Source organism: Actinoplanes sp. HUAS TT8 (assembly GCF_051380535.1).
Taxonomy (GTDB): Bacteria; Actinomycetota; Actinomycetes; order Mycobacteriales; family Micromonosporaceae; genus Actinoplanes.
Genome location: NZ_CP195646.1, coordinates 7,163,669 through 7,187,354 on the forward strand (window position 1 = coordinate 7,163,669; position 23,686 = coordinate 7,187,354).

Below are 23,686 nucleotides of genomic sequence, written 5' to 3' on the forward strand. Positions count from 1 at the left end.
AGGGCGACGACAGCGCCGTCACGGCGCCCTACCCTGCTGGGGATGGAGACTACCGACCGCTGGTCGCGAAACGGGGTAATGGGGCCGTTGGTTCGGCTCACGTTCGGTCGCGAGACACCGCGCCCGGCCGCCCGTGGGCGCTCCCGATACCTGCTCCCGTTGATCCTCTTCCTGCTGGTCGGCCTGGTCGCGGTCGTCTGGCAGGACCTGCTGGAGCACCGCACGCTGCCGGCCGTGGTGATCGGCGCGCTGGCGATCGGTTCGCTGCTCCCGGTGCCGATCGTCTACCGCTTCCCGCTGTACGCGTGGCGCCTCACCTTCGTGATGATCTTCCTCGGCGTGATCAACCACGCGCCCGGCGAGGCCTGGCCGTGGAACACGGTGCAGATCATCGTGACGCTGTTCGTGGTCGCCCGGCTCGCCGCGGTCAGCCCGTCCCTGGTCACCCTCTGGGCGGTCACGCTCACGGTGATCCCGGTCCTGCTGCTGGGCGGGCACAACTCCGGGGGCGCGGCGATCGCGGTCGCGGCCGCCGCGGTGATCGGCGACGTCCTCTACCGCGGCCGGCGCACCCGGGAGCTGCTCGCCGAGAAGGAGGAGCTCAACGAGCTGGAACGGGCCAAACGGGCGGTGCTGGAGGAGCGCACCCGGATCGCGCGGGAGATGCACGACGTGGTGGCCCACCACATGTCGATGATCGCCGTGCAGGCCGAGACCGCGCCGTACCGGTTGACCGGGCTGCCCGACGAGGCCAAGGACGAACTGGCGACGATCGCGGCGGCGGCCCGGGAGGCGCTGACCGACATGCGCCGGCTGCTCGGCGTGCTCCGGTCGGAGAACCAGGAGGCCGAGCGCGCCCCGCAGCCGGGGTACCCGGAGATCGCCGAACTGGTGTCCACCGCACGCAAGGCCGGGCTGCCGGTCACCGGCGACCTGCCGGCGATGGACGGGATCGACGGGACGGCCGGGCTCACGGCGTACCGAATAGTGCAGGAAGCCCTGGCCAACGCGGCCCGTCACGCGCCCGGCGGCCCGGTGTCGCTGATCGCTCGCGCCGACGGCGACGATCTCGAACTGCGCGTGGCCAACGAGCTGACCACGCCGCCCGGCCCCGCGCACAAACCGGGTCACGGATTGATCGGAATGCGTGAGAGGGTGGCGTTGCTCGGGGGCGAGCTGACCGCCGGGCCGGACGGCGCCGGGAGTTACCGGGTGCTGGCCCGCATCCCCCGGCAGCCGGAGGCTCGATGATCAGGGTGTTGATCGCGGACGACCAGGCGATGGTCCGCCAGGGCTTCGGCGCGCTGCTCGCCGCCCAGCCGGACCTGCTGGTGGTCGGCGACGCGGCCGACGGCGCGGCGGCGGTCACGGCGGCCCGGCAGCTGAACCCCGACGTGATCCTCATGGATGTCCGCATGCCGGTCATGGATGGTCTGGAAGCGACGAGACGGCTCGCGGGCGGCCCCGGCGGTGGCCCTTCGGGCGGCCCCAAGATCCTGATTCTGACCACGTTCGACCTGGACGACTACGTGTACGAGGCGCTGCGCGCGGGCGCCAGCGGCTTCCTGCTCAAGGACGCCCCGGCCGCCGACCTGGTGCAGGCCGTGCGCGTGGTCGCGGCCGGCGAGGCGCTGCTCGCGCCGTCGGTGACCCGCCGGCTGATCGCCGAGTTCACCACCCGCCCGCAGAAGAACCGGACCCGGCCGGTCGCGCTCAACGCGCTCACCCCGCGCGAGACCGAGGTGCTGCGACTGATCGCCCGCGGTCGATCGAACCAGGAGATCGCCGCCGATCTCGTGGTCGCCGAACAGACCGTCAAGACGCATGTCGGGCGGATCCTGACGAAGCTGGCGCTTCGCGACCGGGCGCAGGCGGTCGTCTTCGCCTACGAGACGGGCCTGGTCGCGGCCGGTGAGTGACCCGGACGGGTGTTCCGTGCCACCTGTGGGGATCCTGAGTTTCTTAAGTTGTCTTTAAGGGGTACAGTTCCCGGCGGTTCCCTGGCCCGACGACTTTGCGGAGGTGATCGCTGTGCGAGATAGCGATCCTCCTAGTCGCGGCCGGGACGCTCGTCAGCGTTTCTGATCGCTGACCAGACTCTCCCACCCGTTCCCACCGGCTCTGCCCTGCCTTCAGGGGAGCCGGCTGTGTCGTGCGCGCCGCGACACCCCGGAGCGGGCGTGGCCGCGACGTGACCCGCGCTCTTCCACCGCCAGTCACGATGCGGAAGTAGGTGGCCTCCACCATGAAGAACCTGATCGCTCCCATCGGCTTCACCGTGATGACCGCCTGGGTCGTCATGCTTTTCGTGCTCGCCTCGCACACTCCCTGATCTTCGGCCGGCCCGGAATCACGGCAGCCGGGACGTCCACAGCAGGCTCGTGGCCGCCCCGATCAGCGCCAGCAGCAACGCCGACGCGGCATACCACTGCGTCACCTCGCGCGGCTGCGTCCGGTGCCCGATCGAACTGCCCATGTCCTCGTAGACCTTCTTGAGCTCGCTCACCGACGCGGCCTCGTAGAAGTAGCCCTTCGTCCGTTCCGCCAGCTCCTGCAGCGAGAGCCGGTCCACCGGCACCCGCTGCAGCTGGCCGCGGATGTCCACCACACCGGTGTCGGTGCCGAACGCGATCGTGCTGACCGGCACGTTCGCCCCGGCGGCGGCGGTCGCGGCGTCCTCGATCGAGCGCCCGGACGTCCGGTACCCGTCGGAGAGCAGCACGATCCGGGCCGGGGGCGCGCCGTCGGCGCCGTCGGCCGGAATCGACCGGATCGCGTCCAGCGAGGTGAAGACCGCCTCACCGGTCGCGGTCGCCTCGGCCAGGGTCAGCGAGTCGATCCCGGCCAGCACCTCGGACCGGTCCTTGGTCGGCGCGACCAGCACGTTGGCCGCCTTGGCGAACGACACCAGGCCCAGGTTGTAGGTCGGCGGCAGCTCGTTGACGAACGCCTTGGCCGCCTCCTGCGCCGCCTCGATCCGGGTCGGCGCCACGTCGTCGGCCTGCATCGACAGCGACACGTCGATCGCCAGCATCACGGTGGCCCGCTCCAGCGGCTGCTGCTCGTCCACCGACGGGCGGGCCGTGGAGAACGCCAGCGCGGCCATCATCAGCAGGAACGCCGCCGCCGACACGTGCCGGCGCCAGCCCAGACCCTTCGGCGCAAGAGTGCGCAACAGGTCGACGTTGGTGAAGCGCATCGCGTACGACCGCTTGCGGAACTGCCGCCACACGTAGGCGCCGGCGACGACGAGAACGGGCAGCAGCGTGAGCAGCCACCACGGAGCCAGGAAGCGGATCATCGAGTGGTCCCCCGGGTGCGTGCGTGTCGTTGGGCGGCCACGAAGCGGACCATGTCCAGCAGCCAGTCGGTGTCGGTGCGCAGCCGCAGGTGCGAGGCGCCGGCCGCGCGCAACGCCCGGGCGATCGCGGCCCGCTGCTCCCCCGCCGCCGCCGCGTAGCGCTCGCGCAGCGCCGGATCGGCGGTCTGCACCTCGTGCAGGTCACCGGACTCCGGATCGGACAGGGTGAGCACGCCCACGTCGGGCAGCTCCAGCTCACGCGGATCGACCACCTCGATGGCCAGCACGTCGTGCCGCACACCGAGCTTGCGCACCGGCCGCGACCAGCTCTCCACCGGGGCCAGGAAATCCGAGATGACCACGGCCACACCGCGCCGCCGCGGCGGCCGGTTCAGCATGTCGATCAACTCACCCAGGTCGGCCCGACCCGGGCGGATCTGCGTGCGCGCAATGGCCCTGAGCAGGCCCTGAGCTTCCTTACGGCCCGGCCGGGCGGGCATCCGGACGGTCGACGGGCCGGGTGCGTCCGACGGCGTCGTCCGTTTCTTGAAAAACCCGGAAGACCCCTTTTCGCGTACGGCGGAGCCGGTGCCCACGACCGCACCGATCCGGTTGCCGCCGCGGGCGGTCAGGTGGGTCACCGCGGTCGCGGCCGCGATCACCAGGTCCTTCTTGAGCCACTTGGCCGTGCCGAAGTCGAGACTGGCCGACAGGTCGACCGCCATCCACGTCTCCAGCTCGCGGTCGGCGACCGTGCGCCGCACGTGCGGTCTCGTGGTGCGGGCGGTGACCGCCCAGTCCATCCGGCGCACGTCATCGCCCGGACGGTACTCCCGGGACTCGCCGGCCTCGGTGCCCGGACCGGGCAGCAGGCCCACGTAGTCACCCTGGAGCAGCCCGTCCAGCTTGCGCGTGACGAGCAGCTGGAGACGGGCGAGAACGGCCTCGGCCCGCGCCGCCTCCTCCACCGGCGCCGGCGTGATGCCGACCGGCTGACTCATGACGGTGCCCGCCCTGTCATGCCCTCCTGGCCCTCGCCGTCCAGGCCGCTCGGGAGCGCGGGTAGGCACAGCTCGGTGCGGTCGGTCATGACTGAGGGTGTCCGTGACTCGGCGCCGGCCACGCCTGGGCCGGCTGCGGCGGGTAGGACGGCAGGCCGGCCGGGATGCCGCTGGTGGGCTGGGCGCCGTTCGGGTAAGTCCCGTTGGGGCCGTGGCTGCCGTTGGGCGAGGTGCCCTGGCGGGACGCGACCGAGGGCATCGGGACCATCTGCATGATCCGGGCCACGATGTGGTCGGCCGGGATGTCGTCGGCCAGCGCGTCGTAGCTGAGCACCAGGCGGTGACGCAGGATGTCCGGCGCGACGTCCTGCAGGTCCTGCGGCAGCGCGTAGTCCCGCCCGCGGAGCAGGGCCAGCGCGCGGGTGGCGCGGACGATGCCGAGCGACGCGCGGGGACTCGCACCGTACTGAATCAGCTGGGCGACGTCGGGCATGCCGTGCTGGGCCGGGTCGCGGGTGGCCAGCACCAGCCGGACCGTGTAGTCGACCAGCGCGTTGTGCACGAAGACCTGGTCGGCCCGGCGCTGCAGGGCGAGCAGATCGTCCGGGGTGAAGACCTGCTTCGGCTCCGGCGCGCTCACGCCCATCCGGTAGACGATCTCGCGCTCCTCGGCATCGGTCGGGTACCCCACGATGATCTTCATGAGGAACCGGTCGCGCTGCGCCTCCGGGAGCGGGTAGACGCCCTCCTGCTCGATCGGGTTCTGCGTGGCCATGACCAGGAACGGGTCGGGCACGTCGTAGCTCTTGCCGCCGATCGACACCTGGTGCTCGGCCATCACCTCCAGCAGCGCCGACTGCACCTTGGCCGGCGCGCGGTTGATCTCGTCGGCGAGCAGGAAGTTCACGAACACCGGGCCGAGCTCGACGTCGAACTTCTCGTTGCTCTGCCGGTAGATCCGGGTGCCGACGATGTCGGCCGGAACCAGGTCGGGGGTGAACTGCACCCGGGAGAACGTGCCACCGACCACCTTGGCCAGAGTCTCCACCGCGAGGGTCTTGGCCACACCGGGCACACCCTCCAGCAGGCAGTGACCGCGGGCCAGCAGCGCCACGAACATCCGCTCGACCATCCGGTCCTGGCCGACGATGACCCGCTTGACCTCGAACATCGCCCGCTCGAGCTGCGACGCGTCATGCGCCGGCGGGACCGGCACGGCCCCCTCGGGGCTGGTCTCGGTCTCGGGCGTGCCTGGCTGCGCCACCGGTCCTCCAGAACGGTCATGATCCGCCGGCTCGGATGCCGACGCTCAAGACTTACACGACAGAAAACTACACACGGCTGAGAGGTTCCTAGGAGCATAGAAACCACCACCGTCATCCGACCGTCATCATCATCCCGGTCGCTGACGATCACCGCAGCCCAGGGCACTATCGGCCGAACATGTTGATCTTTCTGCGCGATCCGCCGGAACGGGCACGCTCACCGGGTGGATACGCGAGTCCGTGAACCGTGTAGCATTTGCGTTGTCGCCGGGCGACTTCCCCCGTGGTCGCCCGGCGCATAACCTCCTTTTATTTCTCCCAAGTCGTTTCCTTATATGTTGGTCGACATGGTTGAGGAACTCCCCCCGCAGTGCTCCGCCAAAGGCTGTCGCGCGGCGGCAGCCTGGCAATTGTTCTGGAACAATCCCAAGCTGCATACTCCGGAATACCGCAAGACGTGGCTGGCCTGCGACGATCATCGGATTTCCCTGGGAGCGTTCCTGGAAGCGCGCTCGTTCCTGAAGGAAGTGACGCCTTTCGTGTCGTCGGACGATGCCTCCGTCTCCTAGTCTCTAGATGTGAGCCAGCCTTCCGTGCCCATCGCCGTCGATGCCCTGCAGCCGTGGCCGGACACGGTGCAATGGCGTCCCGTCTCGCCCAAACTGATCACCGTCGACCTGATCGGACTCGCCGTCTGGCAGGTGATCCTCGTCGGCGGGCTCGCCGTCGCCTGGTTCTTCGCCGGCGGCTGGGGCTGGCTCGCCGGCATCGCCGCGGTGCTGCTGCTCGGCGTCTGGCGGGCCACCGTCGCCGTCCGCGGCGTGCGCGCCTGGGGATACGCGGAACGCGACAACGACCTGATGGTCCGGCACGGCCTGCTGATCCGGCGGCTGACCATCGTGCCGTACGCGCGGATGCAGTACGTCGACGTCACCGCCGGGCCCATCGAGCGGGCGTTCGGGCTGGCCACCGTGCAACTGCACACCGCCGCGGCGGCCAGCGACGCCCGCGTGCCCGGCCTGCCGCCCGAGGAAGCGGCCCGGCTGCGCGACCGGCTGACCGCCCTCGGCGAGGACCGGGCCGAGGGCCTGTGACCACCACGCAGACCCCCGAGCAGGCCGGGCGGCAGCGGCTGCACCCGCTCAGCCCGCTCCTGCACGGCGCCAAGACGCTCTCCGTGATCATCGTGGCGCTCTCCTGGCAGACGCTGAACCGGCTCGGCCTGGTCCACTTCGCGGCCGTGGTCGGCATCATCGCGGTCGGCGCGGTGATCTTCTCGGCGATCGGCTGGTGGAACACCGGGTACCAGCTGATCGCCCGGGAACTGCGGATCTCCGACGGGCTTCTCTGGCGGCGCAACCGGGCCATCCCGCTCGACCGGCTGCAGTCCGTCGAACTCCGGCGGCCGCTGCTCGCCCAGCTCACCGGGCTGGCCGAGCTGCGGCTCGAAGTGGTCGGCGGAAGCAAGACCGAGGCGCCACTGGCCTACCTGACCGTGCGCGAGGCCTCCGCGCTGCGCGAACGGCTTCTCGCGCTCTCCGGCCGTACCCCTCAATCGGTTGATCTTGATCTTCCTGAGAGACCGGCCTCGACCTCCCTGTTCGCGGTCCGCAACCGCGACCTGCTGATCAGCCAGCTGCTCACGCCGCAGGCGTTCCTCCTGCCGGTCGGCGTGGCCTGGGTGATCACCCAGTTCGTGATGGAAGGCTCGTGGACCTTCATCGGCATCGCCAGCACGGTCACCGCCATGGCCGGCGTGCTGCTCCAGCCCATCCGGCGGGTGCTGCGGGACTGGAATTTCCGGCTCGCACGCGACCCCGGCGGGCGGCTGATGCTGCACTACGGGCTGACCGAGACCCGCAGCCAGGTGGTGCCGCTGCACCGGGTGCAGGCGGTGCGGATCACCTGGCCGTTCCTGTGGCGGCTCAGCGGATGGCTCTACCTGCAGCTGGACGTCGCCGGGTACGGGGCGCCGGAACACGGCAACGACACCGGGTCCGATCGGCTCCTGCCCGTCGGCGACCAGCACGCGGCCCGATTCCTGGTCGGCACCGTGCTCCCCGGCGTGGACGTGTCGACCCTGGCCACCACGCCGCCGCCGGCCCGGGTGCGGTGGCTGCACCCGATCGGGCTGCGGTTCATGGGAGTCGGGCTGCATCCGGACGTGCTGGTGACCCGGCAGGGGCGGATGTCGCGGGAAATGATGCTGGTGCCGTACGCGCGGCTGCAGAGCGTGCGGGTGGTGCAAGGGCCGTTGCAGCGGATGCTCGGGGTGGCGACCGTGTACGCGGACGCGGCCGGGAGCCGATCCGGGGCGGCCCGGGATCGGGATCTGGCCGAGGCCTGGGCGCTGGCGGATGAGTTGGCGCGGCGGGCTCGGGAGGCGCGGCGGGTGGCGCCTTCCTCACCGGCTCCCGGGTCGCCTTATGGGCCGCCGGCTGCTTCCGGGTATGTGCCGGGTCCGGGTTCGCCGGCCTTCCCGCCGCCGGTTTCCGCGACGTCCCCTGATTCCGCGCTGCCGCCTCTGTCCGCGCCGCCTTCGGTTTCCGCGCCGCCTGTGGCCCCGCCGTCCGTGGCTGCGCCGCCGTCGGTTTCCGCTCCGCCGGGCGGGCCGGTGCCGCCTTCTGTCGGGCAACCGGCTGACGAGACGTTCTGGCAGCGGCCTCCGCGGGCATAGGCTGTCGTCATGGAGCTACCGGAGTTCGCTCCCGGCCTCGGCGCCCGGGTCGAGTTGACGGTCACCGATGCCGACACCGCGCAGTCCGTCGGCTCCGGAGACGTGCCGGTGCTGGCCACACCCCGGGTGCTCGCGCTCGCCGAAGCCGCCACGGTCGCCGCGACCGCCCGGCAGATGCCCGGCGGGATCACCACCGTGGGCACCCGCGCCGAAGTGGAACATCGCGCACCGACACCCGTCGGGCGGACCGTCATCGCCCAGGCCACCCTGGCCAAGGTGGACGGGCGGACACTCTTCTTCGACGTGATCGTGCGGGACGGGGAGAGCGTGGTGGCGGAGGTCCGGGTCGAGCGGGTGCTGCTGGATCGGCAGCGCTTCATCGCCCGCGCCCTCGGCGACTGACCCCAAGCCTCCCACCCGACACCGAACCTCCCGCCCCGCGCCCGACACGCGGCCCCGCGCCCGACACCCCGCGCCCAACACCCCGCGTCCGACGCCTCGCGCCCCGCGGCCGACGCCTCGCGCGCCCAATGCCCCGCGGCCGGCCTCGCGCCCCGCGGCCGACGCCGGAACTCCTGCCCCGAGGCTGACACCGAACCTCGCGGCCGGCGCCGAGCCTCGCATCGACGAACGACCCGCGCCTCGCCCGCGGTCTTGGTCACCCCTGCGGGCGGGGCCCGCTTCCGGCTGGTGCTGAGGGCTGCCTCAATGCCCTTGAGACAACCCTCAGCACCAGCTGAGAGCGGGACCCCGCGCCCGCAGGCCGTGGCAGGCACCAGCTGGCGCACAGGGGCGCCTCGGGGTCCTTGAGACAACCCTCAGCACCAGCTGGAAGCGGGACCCGCGGCGCGGGGCGGGCGGCTGCATCGGCTGGCGCTCGGGGTTGGGGGCGGGCGGTGGCCGGCGCTCAGGGCGGGCGGTAGGCGTTGGGTGGCGGCGGGCCACGGTGGGTGGCGGCGGGCCACGCTGGGTGGCGGCGGGCCACGGTGGGCGGTGGTGGGGGTTGGAGGCCGTTGTGGGGTGGGAGGCGGTTGTGGGGTGGGGTCAGAGTTGGCCCCAGCGGGCGGTGACCTCGGCGGGGGTGGGCATGGCGGTGGCGCCGCCCTGGCGTTCGCAGACCAGGCCGGCGACCGCGAGGGCGTAGCGGACGTGGCGCTGCCAGCCGGCCAGGCCGGACGGGCGGCCGTCGGTCAGGAGCTGGTGGACCAGGGCGCCCATCACCGAGTCGCCGGCGCCGGTGGCGTCGATCGCGGCGACCGCGGGGGCCGGGAGCAGGGCGGCGCCGTCCACGGCGGCGACGTGGGCGCCGCGGGAGCCGCAGGTCACGACGACGGCCTGGGCGCCGAGGGCGCGGATCCGGTCGGCGGCGGCGGCCGGGTCGCTGTCGCCGTAGAGGAGTTCGGCGTCGGCGGAACTGAGCTTGACCAGGTCGGCGGTGGCGAAGAACTCTTCGACGAGCACGCGCAGGGCGGTCAGGGCGGCCGCGTCCGGAAGCAGTTTCGGGCGGACGTTGGGGTCGAACACGCGCAGGCCGCCGAAGGTGGACCAGGCGTCGCGGGCGGTGGCCCGGAACGGCTCACGGAGCAGGCAGATCGAGCCGGTGTAGAGGACGTCGGCACCGGCCAGGATCGTGCGGTCCAGGTCGTCCGGGGTGAGCAGCGCGTACGACGGGGGTTCGCCGTAGAACGTGAACGCCGGCTCGGCACCCTCGAACGTGGTGACGGCCAGCGTGGTCGGGACGTCGACGCGGCGGACGCCCTTCTCGCCGACGCCGGCCTCGGCCAGGAACGCGGCGATCCGGTCGCCGAGGACGTCGGTGCTCAGCGTTCCCCCGTACTCCACCTGGCCGCCGAGGCGGGCGGCGCCGACCGCGACGTTGAGCGGCGCGCCGCCGATCGCCTGGCGGTAGATCTGCTCGCCGTCCAGGTCGTCCTCGAGGAGATCGATGAGCGCCTCGCCCAGCACCACCGCGTAGCCCATGCCAGTCCTTCCGTAACGCATCGAGGATGTCAGCCTCGCTCTCCGGGGCGGGGAAATCCAGCCTGAGGTTCCGACACCGGATAAATCCGCTTTTGCGAGAATTAGAGGATGCATAACAGGCGAATGATCATGATCTTGCCCGCGGCGGTCACCGCGACGTGCCTCGCCGCCCAGCCCGCAGCCGCCTCGGCAGCCACCACCGCCACCGCGGCCACGGCGGCCACGGCGGCCACGGCCGAGCCGGTCCCGGGCGTCGTCGCCGGCCCGGCCGCCGGGACGGCGGGGAGCGCGGCTTCCGGAGCGACCGCCGGGCGGGGACCGGCCGTTTTTCAGACGTGGCGGCCCGGGGCCCAGGCGATCACCTACGACGTCCGGGTGGTGCCGCCAGGGGCGACCGCGGAGGTTCAGTTCAGTTCGACCGGCCACAACCTGTGGGTACGGTTGGAGGTGACCGGGCTGGTGCCGGGGCGGTCCTACGGCGCGCACATGCACGTGGGCGGTTGCGGGGCCGATCCGCGGGCGGCCGGGCCGCACTACCAGCACCGGCATGATCCGGCGGCGACCGCGGACAAGCCGTCGTCCGATCCGCGCTACGCCAACGCCGGGAACGAGATCTGGCTGGACTTCACCACCGACGGGCGTGGGGCCGCGGTCGCGAGCCGGGAGCAGCACTGGATGTTCTCGGACGATCAGCTGCCGCAGTCGATGGTGCTGCACGCCGAGACGACCAAGACCGCGCCGGGGGTCGCCGGGACCGCGGGGGCGCGTGTCGGTTGTCTCAAACTTCCTTTCGGGTACGGCGGTGGCCACTGACCTGAAGGTGACCGCGGAGCGGACGGGATCGTAGAACCCGTCCACAGGTTTTGTGCTCTGACCGCAACCACCCGACCACATCGCCCTTTCGGGCCTCGCGTTCTGGCCGCGCCAGCGGCCTGCGAGGGTCGGAAGGGTCCCCGCGGGAGCGACGATCCGGACCACGGCGGACCGGGGCAATGAGGAATTTGCTCCTGAATTTGATCTTGAGGAGTCGGGTGGGCCACCGGGCACTGCTTTTCGTCGGGGGCAAGCGGTAACGTCGGGTTACAGCTGAGAACGGAGGCACCCCACGATGGCGCAGAAGGACGGCGGCGCGCAGCCCGCGCCGAAGACGGAGTCCCACGACCCCGCCTTCCCGGAAGCGTTTCTGCAGTTCATGCGCACCGGCTGGCGGGAGGATCCGATCTCCGTCGCCCCGGTGCCCGAGGTGCCGAACTATGCGAAGCGGCGGGCCGCGCTCTCCGAGGCGTTCCCCGGCGAGACGTTGATCATCCCGAGCGGGAACGAGAAGGTCCGGGCCAACGACACGGATTACCCGTTCCGGCCCGGCAGCGACTTCTTCTACCTGACCGGCGACCGCGACCCGGACAGTGTGCTGATCCTGCACCCGACCGCGTCCGGGCACGAGGCGGTCCTGTTCACCCGGGAGCGCAACTCCAAGGAGACCGACCGGTTCTTCCGGGACCGCAACGGTGAGCTCTGGGTCGGCCGCACCCACACCCTGGGTGAGAAGTCGACCGAGCTGGGTCTGGAGACGGCCTCCCTGGGCCACTTGGGCTCGGCTCTGGCCCAGTCGGCGCCCGGCCGCACCCGGGTGCTGCGCGGCCTCGACCCGAACGTCGACCGCGCGATCCTGGCCTACGAGCCGGACCGGGCCAAGCCTCGCGACCGCGAGCTGGCCTGGACGATCTCCGAGCTCAAGCTGGTCAAGGACGAGTGGGAGATCGCCCAGCTGCAGGCCGCGATCGACGCCACGGTCCTCGGCTTCGAGGACGTCGCCCGGGTCCTCCCGGCCGACCGTGGCGTCCGGGAGCGCCTGCTGGAGGGCGTGTTCGGGCTGCGCGCGCGGCACGACGGCAACGATGTGGGTTACACCTCGATCGTCGGCGCCGGTGCGCACGCGACGATTCTGCACTGGGTGCGGAACACCGGCGTCACCAAGCCCGGTGAGCTGCTGCTGATGGACATGGGCGTGGAGGGGCACAACCTCTACACGGCCGACGTGACCCGCACGGTCCCGGTCTCCGGCACGTTCACCCCGCTGCAGCGCCAGGTGTATGACATCGTCTACGCGTCCCAGCAGGCCGGCATCGAGGCGGTCAGGCCCGGCGTGCACTTCAAGGACGTGCACAAGGTCTGCATGCGGGTGCTCGCCGAGGGTCTGAACGACCTGGGCCTGCTCCCGGTCAGCGTGGACGAGGCGATGGCCGACGACAGCACGGTCTACCGGCGGTGGACGCTGCACGGGTTCGGTCACATGCTCGGCATCGACGTGCACGACTGCTCGCACGCCCGCAACGAGACGTATCGGGAGGGCGCGCTCGGCGAGGGCTACGTGCTGACGGTGGAGCCGGGGCTCTACTTCCAGCCGGAGGACGAGCTGGTGCCCGAGGAGCTGCGCGGCATGGGCGTCCGGATCGAGGACGACGTGCTGGTCACCGCCGACGGCTGCCGGAACCTGTCGGACGGGCTGCCGCGGACGTCGGCCGAGGTGGAGACGTGGCTGGCGGCTCAGCGGGAGGCCGGGCCGCGCCTGCCGGTCTGACCTGGCCACGGTGTGAGCAGAGCCGGGCGCCGCATCCGCGGTGCCCGGCCCAGGACGTCAGCCGGCCCGGCCCGATCCGTGTGTCAGCCGGCCTTGTAGTCCGAGACGTTCCAGCATTCGGCGCCGGTGGCCTCGCCGGTCACGTTGATCGTGACCTTGACCGGGTGGCCGTCGGCGGTGTCGTACTCGGTGCTGACCTCGCCGCCGTCGTCGGCGGTCGTCTGCGCCATCTCGACCAGCTGCTTCAGCGTCGGGACCTCGATCTCCTCGCCCCCGTCACCGGTCACCGGGCCCAGGTCCACGTCGGCCGACGGGTCCGGCGCCGCGGTCCCGCCGCCCACCCGGGAGGACGAGGCGATCGCGCCGCCCTGCACCGTCGCCTGGTACTTCCCGGTCGGCTTGGCCGGGTCACAACCCCGGGTCAGCGTGAACGAGTAGGAGGCGGGCTCCGTCCACGGCGGCGCCGACGCGGCCACGACCGGGGCGGCGGCCGACGCCGAGGCCCCCGGGTCGGTGATCTTCGGCTTCTCGGAGGAACTGCACCCGGCGAGCAGACCGACGAGAGCCACCGCGCACAGGGCACGCTCGAACCGCACCACAACCTCCGCTTCACGCGGCCGCCGACCACCGGCGAGCCACGCGGCGCAATCTAGCGCAGCCGGTCGAGTCCCATGGTCACCAGGGCTTGACGATCACGGCGTTCCGCTCGGCCGGGAGGAGAACGCGTAGGTCGGTCCGGGCTACGGCGGCGGTCATCCCGAGAGGCCGGCCACGAAGACGGCGACCTGACGGGCCGGGACGGTCAGTTCGGCGCCGTCGAGGTTGGTCACCGCCGAGGCGCCCCGCAGCAGCGGATCCACCGAGGCGGTCAGTTCCGGGTGCAGTCGCAGCGTCCCTTCCTCGGGCACCACCTGGCAGGTCGGTTCGTCGGTGGCGTTGAACACGACCACGATGCGCCGCCAGCGTTCGTCCAGGCCGGTCCCGTCCAGGCACATCACGATCACCCCGGGTGTCTCGCCGGGCCCGCCGAGCGGGAACGTCAGCCGCCGCTGCACCTCGTCGGCGGTGGGGAGCCCGAAGACCGGTGACGAGCGGCGGATCCGCAGCAGTTCCCGGTACCGCGACGCGGCCAGGTTGATCACCTCGGCGCTGGGCACGAGCGCCGGGTCGGCCAGCAACGGCCGCGCGAAATCCCATTTGTCGGCGTTGTCGGCGTAGGGCGGCAGGCCGACGCCGAACCCGTTCCCCTGGCCCGGATCCCACCGGATCTGGTTGAACCAGTCCCCCGAGTTGAACGAGTTCCGATCGAGCGACTTCGACCGCAACCGCTCGCTCCCCAGCGCCACGAACCCGGCCCCCTGCCCGAGCACGACCAGCGCCAGCGCGAGCACCTGCATCCGGGCGCGATCCACCGCGCGGGTGGTGACCGGCAGTTTGAAGGCCATCGCGTCGTACAGGATCTCGTTGTCGTGCGCGTCGACGTAGTTGATCGTCTCGCCCGGCGAGGCGGCATACCCACACGGCGAGCCGTTGTAGTCGACCTGCGCCCCGCCCCGCTCGACCCCGTCGTGGTTCACGAACCGGTACGTCGCCAGACCGCCCGCCAGACCGACTTTGATCAGGTCGTGGAAGGCGCCGGGCGTCCGTGACCCGAGCCCGGTGGCGAATCCGGGCACGCCCGGGTCGTCGCCGAACGCGCCGCCGCCGCGGGCCGCGTCGCGCATCCGGTCGTTGAACGAGCCGATCCCGGTGCCGGCCATGTTGACCTGCGTGGCCTGCGCGAACCGGGCGTCGTAGGCGACCTCGCCGAAGTTCCACCCCTCGCCGTACAGGCAGATGTCGCGCCCGTGCTCCACGCGATGGTCGAGGGCCAGGCGCGTCTCCAGGATGTTCGACCGCGGGTGGTGACCCATCAGATCAAACCGAAAACCGTCGATTTTGTACGCCTTGGCCAGCGTCACCAGCGAATCGATGACCAGCTTGCCCATCATCATGTTCTCGGGCGCGGTGTTCGGGCAGCAGGTCGACTCCGCGGTGCTGCCGTCGGCCAACAGCCGGTGGTAGTAGCCGGGCACGATCCGGTCGAGCACGCTGAACCGGTCGAGCCCGTCGCCCATCGTGTGGTTGTAGACGACGTCGAGCACCACGCGCAGCCCGGCCCGGTTCAGCCCGGCCACCGCGGCTCGCATCTCCCGGATCCGGGCCGGGCCGGCCGGGTCGGTGCTGTAGCTGCCCTCGGGCGTCGTCCAGTGCCACGGGTCGTAGCCCCAGTTGTAGCCGTCCTGGTCGGCCACGGCCATCACGGCGTGCTGCTGCTCGGGCGAGTCAGGCGGGAAGCTCGCCAGGTCACAGGCGGGCTGGGCCTGGTCGGCGCGGCGGTCGGGCACGGTCGCGAAGTCGTTGACCGGCAGCAGGTGCACGTGGCTGAGCCCGGCCTCGGCGAGCGAGCGCAGGTGCCGCATCCCGTCCGAGCCGGGCCGGGCGAAGGCCTGGAACGTCCCGCGTTCGGCGGCCGGAACCGTGCCGTCGGCGATCGAGAAGTCCCGGACCGAGACCTCGGCGATCTGCATGCGCGCGGCCGGCACGGCGGCCGGTTTCTCCAGGTCGGCCCAGCCGGGCGGGGCCAGTTCCGGGTCCTCGAAGAGATCGACGAGCTGGCTGTGGGTGGAGTCGGCGGCCAGCGACACCGAGTACGGATCGGTCACGCTCGTCGTCACGATCCGTTGCGCGGCCGGCTGCCAGACCTCCACCCGATACCGGTAGTAGCGCCCGAGCCACTTGCGTTTGACCGGGATCGACCACACGCCGTTGAGCTCGTCGCGGTCCATCGGCAGCAGCCGCGGCTCGGACTGCGGGTCGCGGTAGAGCTCCAGCCGCACGTCCCGCGCGGTCGGCGCCCACACCGCGAGCCGCGGCTGGTCCACGTCCAGGGTCAGCCCGAGGTCGGCGTCGGCCGCCTCCAGGTACAGATCGTCGAGCACGCCGGCGATCTGCACACCGGTCCGCGCGGTGACCTCGCCGGTGGTCGACCGGCCCTCGACGAGCAGCCGGTCACGCAGCAGCTCGGCCAGCTCGGCGTCGTCCAGCTCGCGGAGGGCATACGCCCGGTACGCCCGCAGGTGCGGGAACCGGCGGCTCTGGGCCTGGAACAGGCCGCCCGGCCGGGGCGTGAGCGGTCGCGCGGTCTTGCCGCTGAGCAGCTCGAACGTGGCGGCACGGCCGGCCAGCCACTCGGGCAGGGCGATCGTGGTGCGGTCCAGGAAGACGGCAAGCGAGCGGGCCGGGTCGAGCTCCGGGCCGAGGGTGCCCAGGTCGGGGCGGATCGGATCGACCGTGCCGGCGAGCACCCAGAGCTCCCGGGTGACGGTCAGGTCGAGCCGCTGGTCGTCGGGGAGGTCCTTCTCCTCGCCGCGGTGCAGCACGAACCTCAGGCCGACGGCGTCCGGCCGGAGCGGGACCCGGAACACCGCGCCGAACGCGTCGAACGAGGTGGGCATCAACGGCGTACGCCATAATGTTTTGATCTTGGAAGGAACGCCCTCCCAGCAGTGCAGTCCCCACCCGTCGTAGTCCCCGTCGGGTCGCCGGTAATGGATCACGGCCTCATCAACTGATGGCTCGACGGCGGCCGGTGGCGAAAGATCGATGCGACGGTCACCCGCTTGCAGCCAGATGTCCGTATTTTTCCGGACGTCGACGTCGCGGTCGACGTCGACGTCCTTGGCGCCCGACTCGTGGACCACCACAAAACTCACCGAAGCGGCCCCGGGCGCGAGCCGCACCCAGGCGAAACGCCCGAACCCGTCCTCCCCGGCGAACGCCACGTCAGGACCGGGAACGACATCCCCCCACGCGTGGAGCCTCCACCCCGCGTAGTCGGCGTCAGGACGCTGGTAGTGAACGATCAGCCACGACACCGCAACATCGTCGCACCGGGATACGACGTTTTCAGCGGGAAGCGATCACCGTCGTGATCAGCGGCCCGTCGGCGCCGGTCCGGATCAGGTAGCGATAGCGCTCGCCGGGCACCGCCCCACCGGCGCTGTCCAGGTATTCCCACTCGACCTCGACCATCGACAGGGCGGTCGAGAGCCGCTGCACGTGGTGCAGTTGCGCGTGGGCCGCGACGATCCGCTGATCCCGGTACGTGGGAGCCGCCCCCAGAAACGACAGCGCCACCGCCGCCGGCGAACTGAACGTGAAGCTGTACGAGTCGGCCACCACCATCCCGGGCAGGGCGTGACACCCGGCGATGACGGCCACGTCACCGGTGGTGAGAGCCGCTCCGTAGCGCCCGAAGAAGTCGGTGAGCTGGTCCAGATCCGCCTGGGTCGTCATGCGCGCGGGGTTTCCCGCCGATCGACACCCTTAAACCCGTGCCCGGTGCACCGGGCCGGGCTGGGAGGATCGGCACGTGGACCCCGCCTTGCGATGGCTAGCAAGACGGACGTACGGTTTACCTCATACGGCACAACCGAGAGTTAGGCCGACCTAACCCGAAGGTCGCCCTTTCGGTGCGAAAGACTTGACTTCCAGTCGCTGGGTGTGAAGGAGATGACGGTGGCCAGCCTCGACACCTTTGGTGCGAAGAGCGAGCTGCGCGTCGGAGACGCGAGCTACGAGATTTTCACGATCGACAAGGTGAAGGGGCACGATCGCCTGCCCTACTCCTTGAAGATCCTCCTGGAGAACCTGCTGCGTACTGAGGACGGCGCGAACATCACCGCCGACCACATCAACGCGCTCGGCAGCTGGGACCAGAACGCCGACCCCAGCGTGGAGATTCAGTTCACCCCGGCACGGGTGCTGATGCAGGACTTCACCGGTGTCCCCTGCGTGGTCGACCTGGCCACCATGCGCGAGGCCGTCAAGGACCTGGGCGGCGACCCGACCAAGGTCAACCCCCTGGCCCCGGCCGAGCTGGTCATCGACCACTCGGTCATCGCCGACCTGTTCGGCCGCGAGGACGCCTTCCAGCGCAACGTCGAGCTGGAGTACCAGCGCAACCGGGAGCGCTACCAGTTCCTGCGCTGGGGCCAGACCGCGTTCAACGAGTTCAAGGTCGTCCCGCCCGGCACCGGCATCGTGCACCAGGTCAACATCGAGTACCTGGCCCGCACGATCATGGAGCGCAACGGCCAGGCGTACCCGGACACCGTCGTCGGCACCGACTCGCACACCACCATGGTCAACGGCCTGGGCGTGCTCGGCTGGGGCGTCGGCGGCATCGAGGCCGAGGCCGCCATGCTCGGCCAGCCGGTCAGCATGCTGATCCCGCGCGTCGTCGGCTTCAAGCTGTCCGGCGAGGCGCCGGCCGGCACCACCGCCACCGACCTGGTCCTGACCATCACCGAGATGCTGCGCAAGCACGGTGTGGTCAGCAAGTTCGTCGAGTTCTACGGCCCCGGCGTGAGCGCCGTGCCGCTGGCCAACCGGGCCACCATCGGCAACATGTCGCCGGAGTACGGGTCGACCGTCGCGATCTTCCCGATCGACGACCAGACCATCGACTACCTCAAGCTGACCGGCCGCACCGAGGCCGAGATCAACCTGGTCGAGGCGTACGCGAAGCGGCAGGGCCTCTGGCTCGACCCGAACGCCGAGCCGGACTACAGCGAGAAGCTGGAGCTCGACCTCGCGACGATCGTCCCGTCCCTGGCCGGCCCGAAGCGCCCGCAGGACCGCGTGCTGCTGAGCGAGGCCAAGCAGGGCTTCCGCAACGTGCTGCCGAACTACGCGGCGCCGCACGGTCACGCCGACGAGGCCAGCGAGGAGTCGTTCCCCGCCTCCGACTCGCCGGCCAACGGTGTCGACGACGACGCGGACAAGCCGTTCGCCAGCGCCGCCAAGGGCGCGAACGGCCGCACCTCGAAGCCCACCCTGGTCAAGGGCGACGACGGCGTCGAGTACGAGCTGGACCACGGCGCGGTCGTCATCGCCGCCATCACGTCCTGCACCAACACGTCCAACCCGCAGGTCATGATCGGTGCCGCCCTGCTGGCCAAGAAGGCCGTGGAGAAGGGCCTGACCCGCAAGCCGTGGGTCAAGACCACCCTCGCCCCCGGCTCCAAGGTCGTCTCCGACTACTACGACCGGTCCGGCCTGACGCCGTACCTGGACAAGATCGGTTTCAACCTGGTCGGCTACGGCTGCACGACGTGCATCGGCAACTCCGGCCCGCTGCCCGAGGAGGTCTCGGCGGCGATCAACGAGGCCGACCTCACCGCGGTCTCGGTGCTCTCCGGCAACCGAAACTTCGAGGGCCGGATCAACCCGGACGTCAAGATGAACTACCTGGCGTCCCCGCCCCTGGTCGTGGCGTACGCGCTGGCCGGCTCCATGGACATCGACATCACGACCGAGCCGCTCGGCACCGGGTCCGACGGCCAGCCGGTCTACCTGAACGACATCTGGCCGTCGGCCAAGGAGATCGACGACGTCATCTCCCAGGCGATCGGCGCCGAGGGCTTCGCCACCGCGTACCAGGACGTCTTCGCCGGCGACGAGCAGTGGCAGTCGCTGCCCACCCCGACCGGCAACACGTTCGCCTGGGCCGACGACTCCACCTACGTCCGCAAGCCCCCCTACTTCGAGGGCATGCAGGCCGAACCGAGCCCGGTCAACGACATCGCCGGCGCCCGCGTCCTGGCCAAGCTGGGCGACTCGGTCACCACCGACCACATCTCCCCGGCCAGCTCGATCAAGGCCGACTCCCCGGCCGGCAAGTACCTCGCCGAGCACGGCGTCCCGCGCGCCGAGTTCAACAGCTACGGCTCGCGCCGCGGCAACCACGAGGTCATGATCCGCGGCACGTTCGCCAACATCCGCCTGCGCAACCAGCTCCTCAACGACGTCGAGGGCGGCTTCACGGTCAACCACCTGACCGGCGAGCAGACCACGATCTTCGACGCGTCGGTCGCCTACCAGGAAGCCGGCGTCCCGCTGGTCATCCTGGCCGGCAAGGAGTACGGTTCCGGTTCCTCCCGCGACTGGGCGGCCAAGGGCACCATGCTCCTCGGCGTCCGCGCCGTCATCGCCGAGAGCTACGAGCGCATCCACCGCTCCAACCTGATCGGCATGGGCGTGCTCCCGCTGCAGTTCCCGCAGGGGCAGAACGCCGAGTCGCTCGGCCTCACCGGCACCGAGACGTTCTCGTTCACCGGCGTCACCGAGCTCAACAACGGCACCACCCCGCGCACTGTCAAGGTCACCACCGACACCGGCCTGGAGTTCGACGCGGTCGTCCGCATCGACACGCCCGGCGAGGCCGACTACTACCGCAACGGCGGCATCCTGCAGTACGTCCTCCGCAAGATGCTCCGCAGCTGACCTCCGGCCCAGGCGCCGTGTGAGACGCCCCGCTTCCCCTCGGGAGGCGGGGCGTTTCCGCACTCCAGAGCCATTCCCGCCCTCCCGCGCCAGCCCCTCCGCCGTCCACCCTCCGCCGTCCACCCTCCGCTTTCCGCTTTCCGCCTTCCGCTTTCCGCCCTCTGCTTTCCGTCCGCTTTCCGCCTTCTGCTTTCCGCCCTCTGCTTTCCGCCCTCTGCTTTCCGCGTTCCGCGTTCCGCAGGGCAACGCAGAGTTCCGCGCCCCGACGACCGAGCTCACTTCCAAGATCAAATTCTTCATTGCCTATGTCCGCCGTGGTCCAGACCGTCGCTCCCGCGGGGACCCTTCCGGGCTTCGCAGGGCGCTGGCGCGCCCAAAACGCGAACCCCTCCAGGGCGACGTGGTCAGGTGGTTGCGCTCAAAGCAACAAACCCACCCTCCCCGCCCCCACTCCCCCCCAGCTGGCACTCAGGGCTGCACCAAGCCCCGTCACAGCCCCCACCACCAGCCCACGCCACTCAGCTGGCGCCCACGGCTGCGCCGAGCCCCCGTTACAGCCCCCACCACCAGCTCACGCCGCTCAGCTGGCACCCACGGCTGCGCCGGGCCCTCGTTGCAGCCCTCACCACCAGCCCACGCCGCTCAGCTGGCGCCCACGGCTGCGCCGGGCCCTCGTTACAGCCATCACCGCCAGCTCGGAGCGTTCGGCTGGCGCTCAGGGCTGTGAGGACGCCCTCCGAGGAGCCCTCACTGCCGGCTTGGGTTGCTCGGCTGGGGATTACGGCTGTGGGGCGGTCAGGGCTTCGGCTTCGGCGGCGGCGGCCAGCGCTTCCTCGTCGCGGCCGACTCGCCGAAGCATGGTCGCGTGGTCGGTCAACGCCAGGGCCAGCCGGTCGGGCTGCGACTGCGCGTGGCCGCCCCAGTAGGCGACGGCCTCGGCGCTGTACTCGATCGCGTCCGCCCAGCGCCCGGCCGCGTAGAGCAGCCCGGCGTGATCACTGAGCGCGCGTCCCCACTCGCTGCCAGGGGCCACGGCGCGTCCGGGTTCTTGCGCGCGGGCCGACAGGGTTCGCCACATGGTGACCGCGCGTTCGCTCTGGGCCAGGGCGTGCTCGGGGTGGCCGGCCCGGCTGAGAGCGGCCGCGAGATCGGTCAGCAGGCGGGCCAGCGCGGGATCGGGACGGACTTCACTGATCGTCAGCGCCTCACGGGCCGCCTCCGCCGCGTCGGCCGGCCGGTCCGCGTCCAGCAAGCGGATGGCCGAAGTGGTCAGCGCGACCACCAGGGATTGCGCCCGGCCGGGTTCGGACCGGGCCAGCGTGACCGCCTCCTCGGCGGTCTCCACAGCCTCGGCCGGACGCGACAACTCCTGCAGGTAGGCGGACCGGTCAAGCAGCGCCCGGGCCAGCAACGGCTCGGGAACCCGCGCGCCCAGCGCCCGCAGCTCGGCGACCGCCGCGGCACCGAGACGTTCCGCGGTCGCCGGATCCCCCGCTTCGTGGGCGCGTTCCGCCTCGTCGAGCGCTTGCAGGGCCCGCTGGCCCGGACCGGAGCCGTCCCCGGTCACCTGTCTCAGCCGCCGCAACCATCCCGTAGCCACGACGACGAATCTAGAGACACTGATCAAACTCCGCCGGCCAGCTGACCGATTCGCGCATGGACGGTCTGCGTACGCGGGCAGATCCACACCGGTTCGCCGTGCACCGCACCGGCCGACAGCGGATGGGTGGCCGGGTGTTCGGGGCACTCCGGCCAGACCGCCGGGAAGCCCAGCTCGGGCAGGCACTCCAGCACCCAGTCGTGCAGTTGGTCGGTCGCGCCGGCCACGTTGTGGCCCGGGGCGATCCCGATGAGCCCGATCGTGCCGACGATCTGCAGCCAGCACTCATCCGCCCCGGGCGGCGTGGACTCGACCCGCACCACCCGTACGGGAGAAGCGGTGTTGATGTCATGAACAGCCGGCCGCAGAGCCTCGGGGATGTCGAGCACCCGGCCACCCTAATGCGACATCGGACACGTGAGGGGGTCCTCCGCGTTCGCCGCCGAGGTGAATAGGCTTCGGGGATGGATGACAACAGTGTGCTGAACCGCATCAACGGCCTGGTCGAGGAGGAACACGAGCTGCGGCAGCAGCTGGGGCAGGGCAAGATTTCCTCCACCGAGGAGCACGCCCGCCTCAAGGACCTCGAAGAGGCCCTCGACCAGTGCTGGGACCTGCTGCGTCGCCGGCGGGCGGCCCGCGAGTTCGGCAACAACCCCGACACCGAGCAGGCGCACAGCGTCAGCGAGGTGGAGAACTACCTGCAGTGACCCGGTCGCGGCCGCCGCCCTCGAACGGCGGCCGCGCACCGAGTCTCCCCGCCCTCCACCAGCCCGGCCGGACTCGACTCAGCGACCCGCGGGCCGGGTGTCGCGTGGGCGGCGGCAGCCGACGATCCGGGACGTCCGGGTCGGGATGGGCCGCGGGCCGGGGCGTGGGCGCGCGCTCATCGCAGGCCCGCCTCGAACAGCAGCCGGTCGATCAGCTCGTCGGCCTCGATCGGCAACCCTCGTGCCCGGAACCAGGCCGCCACATTGTTGACGTCCCGCGCGATGAACTCGGCGCCGCGCGGATTCGCCACCACGTCCACGATCTGCGGCAGGTCGATCAGGACCAGCCGCCCGTCGTGCACCAGCGTGTTGTACGGCGACAGGTCACCGTGCGCCACCTGGGCCCGGGCCAGCACCGACAGCGCGTCGGTCATCTGCCGCCACAGGTCTTCGAGCTCGTCGGCGCCGGACCGCACCTGGGCCAGCCGCGGCGCGGCCTCCCCGGTCTCCCAGTCACCGATGAACTCCAGCATCACCTCGGTGCCGATCAGCTGCACCGGGTACGGCACACAGACCAGCCCACTCTCCTGGCCGATCTGCCACAGTCGCCCGAGCGCGTCGAACTCGGCGGCCGCCCACTGCCCGGCGATCAGCTCCTTGCCGAACGACGTCCGGTTCGTCATCGCCCGCATCTCACGGGACCGGCGCACGCGGCGGCCCTCGAGATAGCCGGCGTCCCGGTGGAACATGCGGTGCTCGCCGTCCCGGTACCGTTTGGCGGCCAGCATGCTGACCTGCCCGGTCGCCGGAAGCCACCGCCGGACCAGGAAGACGTCCGCTTCCTTGCCGGTCTTCAGCACACCCAGCTCGGAGTCGACCGCACCGTGCTCGGCCCGCACCCAGTCCGGTCGCGGATCCGGGCCGTGCAGGGCGCCGTCCCAGCTGGACCATCGATCGCCGACCTCGGGCAGGTCGGGATCCTCGTGGAGGGCGGGTTCGAGCCGCCCACGCTTCAGAAAATCGGACTCGTCATCATCGAACTTACGACGGCCGCGGCGCATGGTCGCCGGGCCAAAAGCGTCGTGCTCACGCACTGGAGGTTCTCCTCGGAGAAAGAAGTTTTCGGGGAAGCCGGAACAGCGGGCATCACAACGACAGCCATCTGGTGGCCACCTCCTTCTCTCTCCGAGCCGGCCTGATTCGGCCGGACAGTGCGCCTGTTGACGGCGCGGGGACGACTCT

19 protein-coding genes and 1 pseudogene are annotated in these 23,686 nt (G+C 71.1%); 10 read left to right on the plus strand and 10 right to left on the minus strand.

What is annotated here, in order from left to right; genetic code table 11:
- Nucleotides 1-42: 42 nt before the first annotated feature.
- Together ACSHV8_RS31625 and ACSHV8_RS31630 are read left to right on the plus strand one after the other, a co-directional pair.
- Nucleotides 43-1,251: a sensor histidine kinase gene (locus ACSHV8_RS31625; RefSeq protein WP_436521667.1), complete on the plus strand. Its 1,209-nt coding sequence runs from the start codon at nt 43-45 to the stop codon at nt 1,249-1,251.
- Nucleotides 1,248-1,919 (plus strand): response regulator, encoded by a 672-nt coding sequence (locus ACSHV8_RS31630; protein ID WP_436521669.1) that lies wholly within the window; start codon nt 1,248-1,250, stop codon nt 1,917-1,919. The genes ACSHV8_RS31625 and ACSHV8_RS31630 overlap by 4 nt, the downstream gene beginning before the upstream one ends.
- 431 nt (nt 1,920-2,350) lie before the next feature.
- Here the strand turns inward: ACSHV8_RS31630 and ACSHV8_RS31635 are convergent, their stop codons facing one another.
- From ACSHV8_RS31635 to ACSHV8_RS31645, 3 genes are all read right to left on the minus strand, one after another.
- Nucleotides 2,351-3,301: a VWA domain-containing protein gene (locus tag ACSHV8_RS31635; RefSeq protein WP_436521671.1), complete on the minus strand. Its 951-nt coding sequence runs from the start codon at nt 3,299-3,301 to the stop codon at nt 2,351-2,353.
- Nucleotides 3,298-4,302 (minus strand): DUF58 domain-containing protein, encoded by a 1,005-nt coding sequence (locus ACSHV8_RS31640; protein ID WP_436521673.1) that lies wholly within the window; start codon nt 4,300-4,302, stop codon nt 3,298-3,300. The genes ACSHV8_RS31635 and ACSHV8_RS31640 overlap by 4 nt, the downstream gene beginning before the upstream one ends.
- Before the next feature lie 85 nt (nt 4,303-4,387).
- Nucleotides 4,388-5,566 carry an AAA family ATPase gene (locus tag ACSHV8_RS31645; RefSeq protein WP_436521675.1) on the minus strand — a complete coding sequence of 393 codons (1,179 nt, stop codon included), beginning with the start codon at nt 5,564-5,566 and terminating at the stop codon, nt 4,388-4,390.
- Nucleotides 5,567-5,914: 348 nt separating this feature from the next.
- Here ACSHV8_RS31645 and ACSHV8_RS31650 point away from each other — a divergent pair, with 348 nt between their 5' ends.
- From ACSHV8_RS31650 to ACSHV8_RS31665, 4 genes and pseudogenes are all read left to right on the plus strand, one after another.
- Nucleotides 5,915-6,136, plus strand: a complete 222-nt coding sequence (locus ACSHV8_RS31650) for a hypothetical protein (protein WP_436521677.1) — start codon at nt 5,915-5,917, stop codon at nt 6,134-6,136.
- 9 nt (nt 6,137-6,145) lie between these two features.
- A complete protein-coding gene (locus ACSHV8_RS31655) occupies nt 6,146-6,661 on the plus strand; it encodes a PH domain-containing protein (RefSeq protein ID WP_436521679.1) in 516 nt (171 codons plus the stop codon).
- Nucleotides 6,658-7,959: pseudogene (locus ACSHV8_RS31660) on the plus strand (PH domain-containing protein); the annotation flags it as partial. The gene ACSHV8_RS31655 and the pseudogene ACSHV8_RS31660, both read left to right, overlap by 4 nt.
- A gap of 294 nt (nt 7,960-8,253) precedes the next feature.
- Entirely contained in the window at nt 8,254-8,646 is a 393-nt protein-coding gene (locus tag ACSHV8_RS31665; protein ID WP_436521681.1) for a thioesterase family protein, read from the plus strand.
- A gap of 642 nt (nt 8,647-9,288) precedes the next feature.
- On the opposite strand, the gene ACSHV8_RS31670 is transcribed toward ACSHV8_RS31665, so the two are convergent.
- Nucleotides 9,289-10,224, minus strand: a complete 936-nt coding sequence (locus ACSHV8_RS31670) for a carbohydrate kinase family protein (protein ID WP_436521683.1) — start codon at nt 10,222-10,224, stop codon at nt 9,289-9,291.
- A gap of 123 nt (nt 10,225-10,347) precedes the next feature.
- On the opposite strand from ACSHV8_RS31670, the gene ACSHV8_RS31675 reads away from it, so the two are divergent.
- Nucleotides 10,348-11,037, plus strand: coding sequence for a superoxide dismutase family protein (locus ACSHV8_RS31675; protein ID WP_436521685.1), 690 nt, complete (start codon nt 10,348-10,350; stop codon nt 11,035-11,037).
- 295 nt (nt 11,038-11,332) lie between these two features.
- Complete coding sequence (locus ACSHV8_RS31680; RefSeq protein WP_436521686.1) at nt 11,333-12,805, plus strand: aminopeptidase P family protein; 1,473 nt, start codon at nt 11,333-11,335, stop codon at nt 12,803-12,805.
- A gap of 83 nt (nt 12,806-12,888) precedes the next feature.
- On the opposite strand, the gene ACSHV8_RS31685 is transcribed toward ACSHV8_RS31680, so the two are convergent.
- The 3 genes from ACSHV8_RS31685 to ACSHV8_RS31695 all read right to left on the minus strand — a co-directional run bounded on the left by ACSHV8_RS31685 (nt 12,889) and on the right by ACSHV8_RS31695 (nt 17,143).
- The gene (locus ACSHV8_RS31685) at nt 12,889-13,401 is read right to left on the minus strand and encodes a hypothetical protein (protein ID WP_436521688.1); all 513 of its coding nucleotides are present in this window, start codon (nt 13,399-13,401) and stop codon (nt 12,889-12,891) included.
- A gap of 156 nt (nt 13,402-13,557) precedes the next feature.
- Nucleotides 13,558-16,722 (minus strand): pullulanase-type alpha-1,6-glucosidase, encoded by a 3,165-nt coding sequence (pulA, locus tag ACSHV8_RS31690; RefSeq protein ID WP_436521690.1) that lies wholly within the window; start codon nt 16,720-16,722, stop codon nt 13,558-13,560.
- 31 nt (nt 16,723-16,753) lie between these two features.
- Nucleotides 16,754-17,143 (minus strand): hypothetical protein, encoded by a 390-nt coding sequence (locus ACSHV8_RS31695; RefSeq protein ID WP_436521692.1) that lies wholly within the window; start codon nt 17,141-17,143, stop codon nt 16,754-16,756.
- Between the two features lie 216 nt (nt 17,144-17,359).
- Here ACSHV8_RS31695 and acnA point away from each other — a divergent pair, with 216 nt between their 5' ends.
- Nucleotides 17,360-20,134: an aconitate hydratase AcnA gene (gene acnA / locus ACSHV8_RS31700; protein ID WP_436521694.1), complete on the plus strand. Its 2,775-nt coding sequence runs from the start codon at nt 17,360-17,362 to the stop codon at nt 20,132-20,134.
- Nucleotides 20,135-20,912: 778 nt separating this feature from the next.
- Here the strand turns inward: acnA and ACSHV8_RS31705 are convergent.
- On the minus strand, nt 20,913-21,734 hold the full coding sequence (locus ACSHV8_RS31705) for a hypothetical protein (RefSeq protein ID WP_436521696.1): 822 nt from the start codon (nt 21,732-21,734) through the stop codon (nt 20,913-20,915).
- A 23-nt stretch (nt 21,735-21,757) separates the two neighbouring features.
- Nucleotides 21,758-22,123: a hypothetical protein gene (locus ACSHV8_RS31710; RefSeq protein ID WP_436521698.1), complete on the minus strand. Its 366-nt coding sequence runs from the start codon at nt 22,121-22,123 to the stop codon at nt 21,758-21,760.
- Between the two features lie 75 nt (nt 22,124-22,198).
- Between ACSHV8_RS31710 and ACSHV8_RS31715 the strand changes: the two genes are divergently transcribed.
- Nucleotides 22,199-22,444 (plus strand): DUF2630 family protein, encoded by a 246-nt coding sequence (locus tag ACSHV8_RS31715; RefSeq protein ID WP_436521700.1) that lies wholly within the window; start codon nt 22,199-22,201, stop codon nt 22,442-22,444.
- Between the two features lie 176 nt (nt 22,445-22,620).
- On the opposite strand, the gene ACSHV8_RS31720 is transcribed toward ACSHV8_RS31715, so the two are convergent.
- On the minus strand, nt 22,621-23,538 hold the full coding sequence (locus ACSHV8_RS31720) for a serine protein kinase RIO (protein WP_436521702.1): 918 nt from the start codon (nt 23,536-23,538) through the stop codon (nt 22,621-22,623).
- Nucleotides 23,539-23,686 lie beyond the last annotated feature (148 nt).

Excerpts from the sequence above, each read along its gene's own strand:
- ACSHV8_RS31715 (WP_436521700.1), top strand. The coding sequence starts at position 22,199 with ATGGATGACAACAGTGTGCTGAACCGCATCAACGGCCTGGTCGAGGAG.
- ACSHV8_RS31675 (WP_436521685.1), top strand. The coding sequence starts at position 10,348 with ATGATCATGATCTTGCCCGCGGCGGTCACCGCGACGTGCCTCGCCGCC.
- ACSHV8_RS31635 (WP_436521671.1), bottom strand. The coding sequence starts at position 3,301 with ATGATCCGCTTCCTGGCTCCGTGGTGGCTGCTCACGCTGCTGCCCGTT.
- ACSHV8_RS31640 (WP_436521673.1), bottom strand. The coding sequence starts at position 4,302 with ATGAGTCAGCCGGTCGGCATCACGCCGGCGCCGGTGGAGGAGGCGGCG.
- ACSHV8_RS31695 (WP_436521692.1), bottom strand. The coding sequence starts at position 17,143 with ATGACGACCCAGGCGGATCTGGACCAGCTCACCGACTTCTTCGGGCGC.
- ACSHV8_RS31670 (WP_436521683.1), bottom strand. The coding sequence starts at position 10,224 with ATGGGCTACGCGGTGGTGCTGGGCGAGGCGCTCATCGATCTCCTCGAG.
- ACSHV8_RS31680 (WP_436521686.1), top strand. The coding sequence starts at position 11,333 with ATGGCGCAGAAGGACGGCGGCGCGCAGCCCGCGCCGAAGACGGAGTCC.
- ACSHV8_RS31650 (WP_436521677.1), top strand. The coding sequence starts at position 5,915 with ATGGTTGAGGAACTCCCCCCGCAGTGCTCCGCCAAAGGCTGTCGCGCG.
- ACSHV8_RS31630 (WP_436521669.1), top strand. The coding sequence starts at position 1,248 with ATGATCAGGGTGTTGATCGCGGACGACCAGGCGATGGTCCGCCAGGGC.
- acnA (WP_436521694.1), top strand. The coding sequence starts at position 17,360 with ATGACGGTGGCCAGCCTCGACACCTTTGGTGCGAAGAGCGAGCTGCGC.
- ACSHV8_RS31625 (WP_436521667.1), top strand. The coding sequence starts at position 43 with ATGGAGACTACCGACCGCTGGTCGCGAAACGGGGTAATGGGGCCGTTG.
- ACSHV8_RS31665 (WP_436521681.1), top strand. The coding sequence starts at position 8,254 with ATGGAGCTACCGGAGTTCGCTCCCGGCCTCGGCGCCCGGGTCGAGTTG.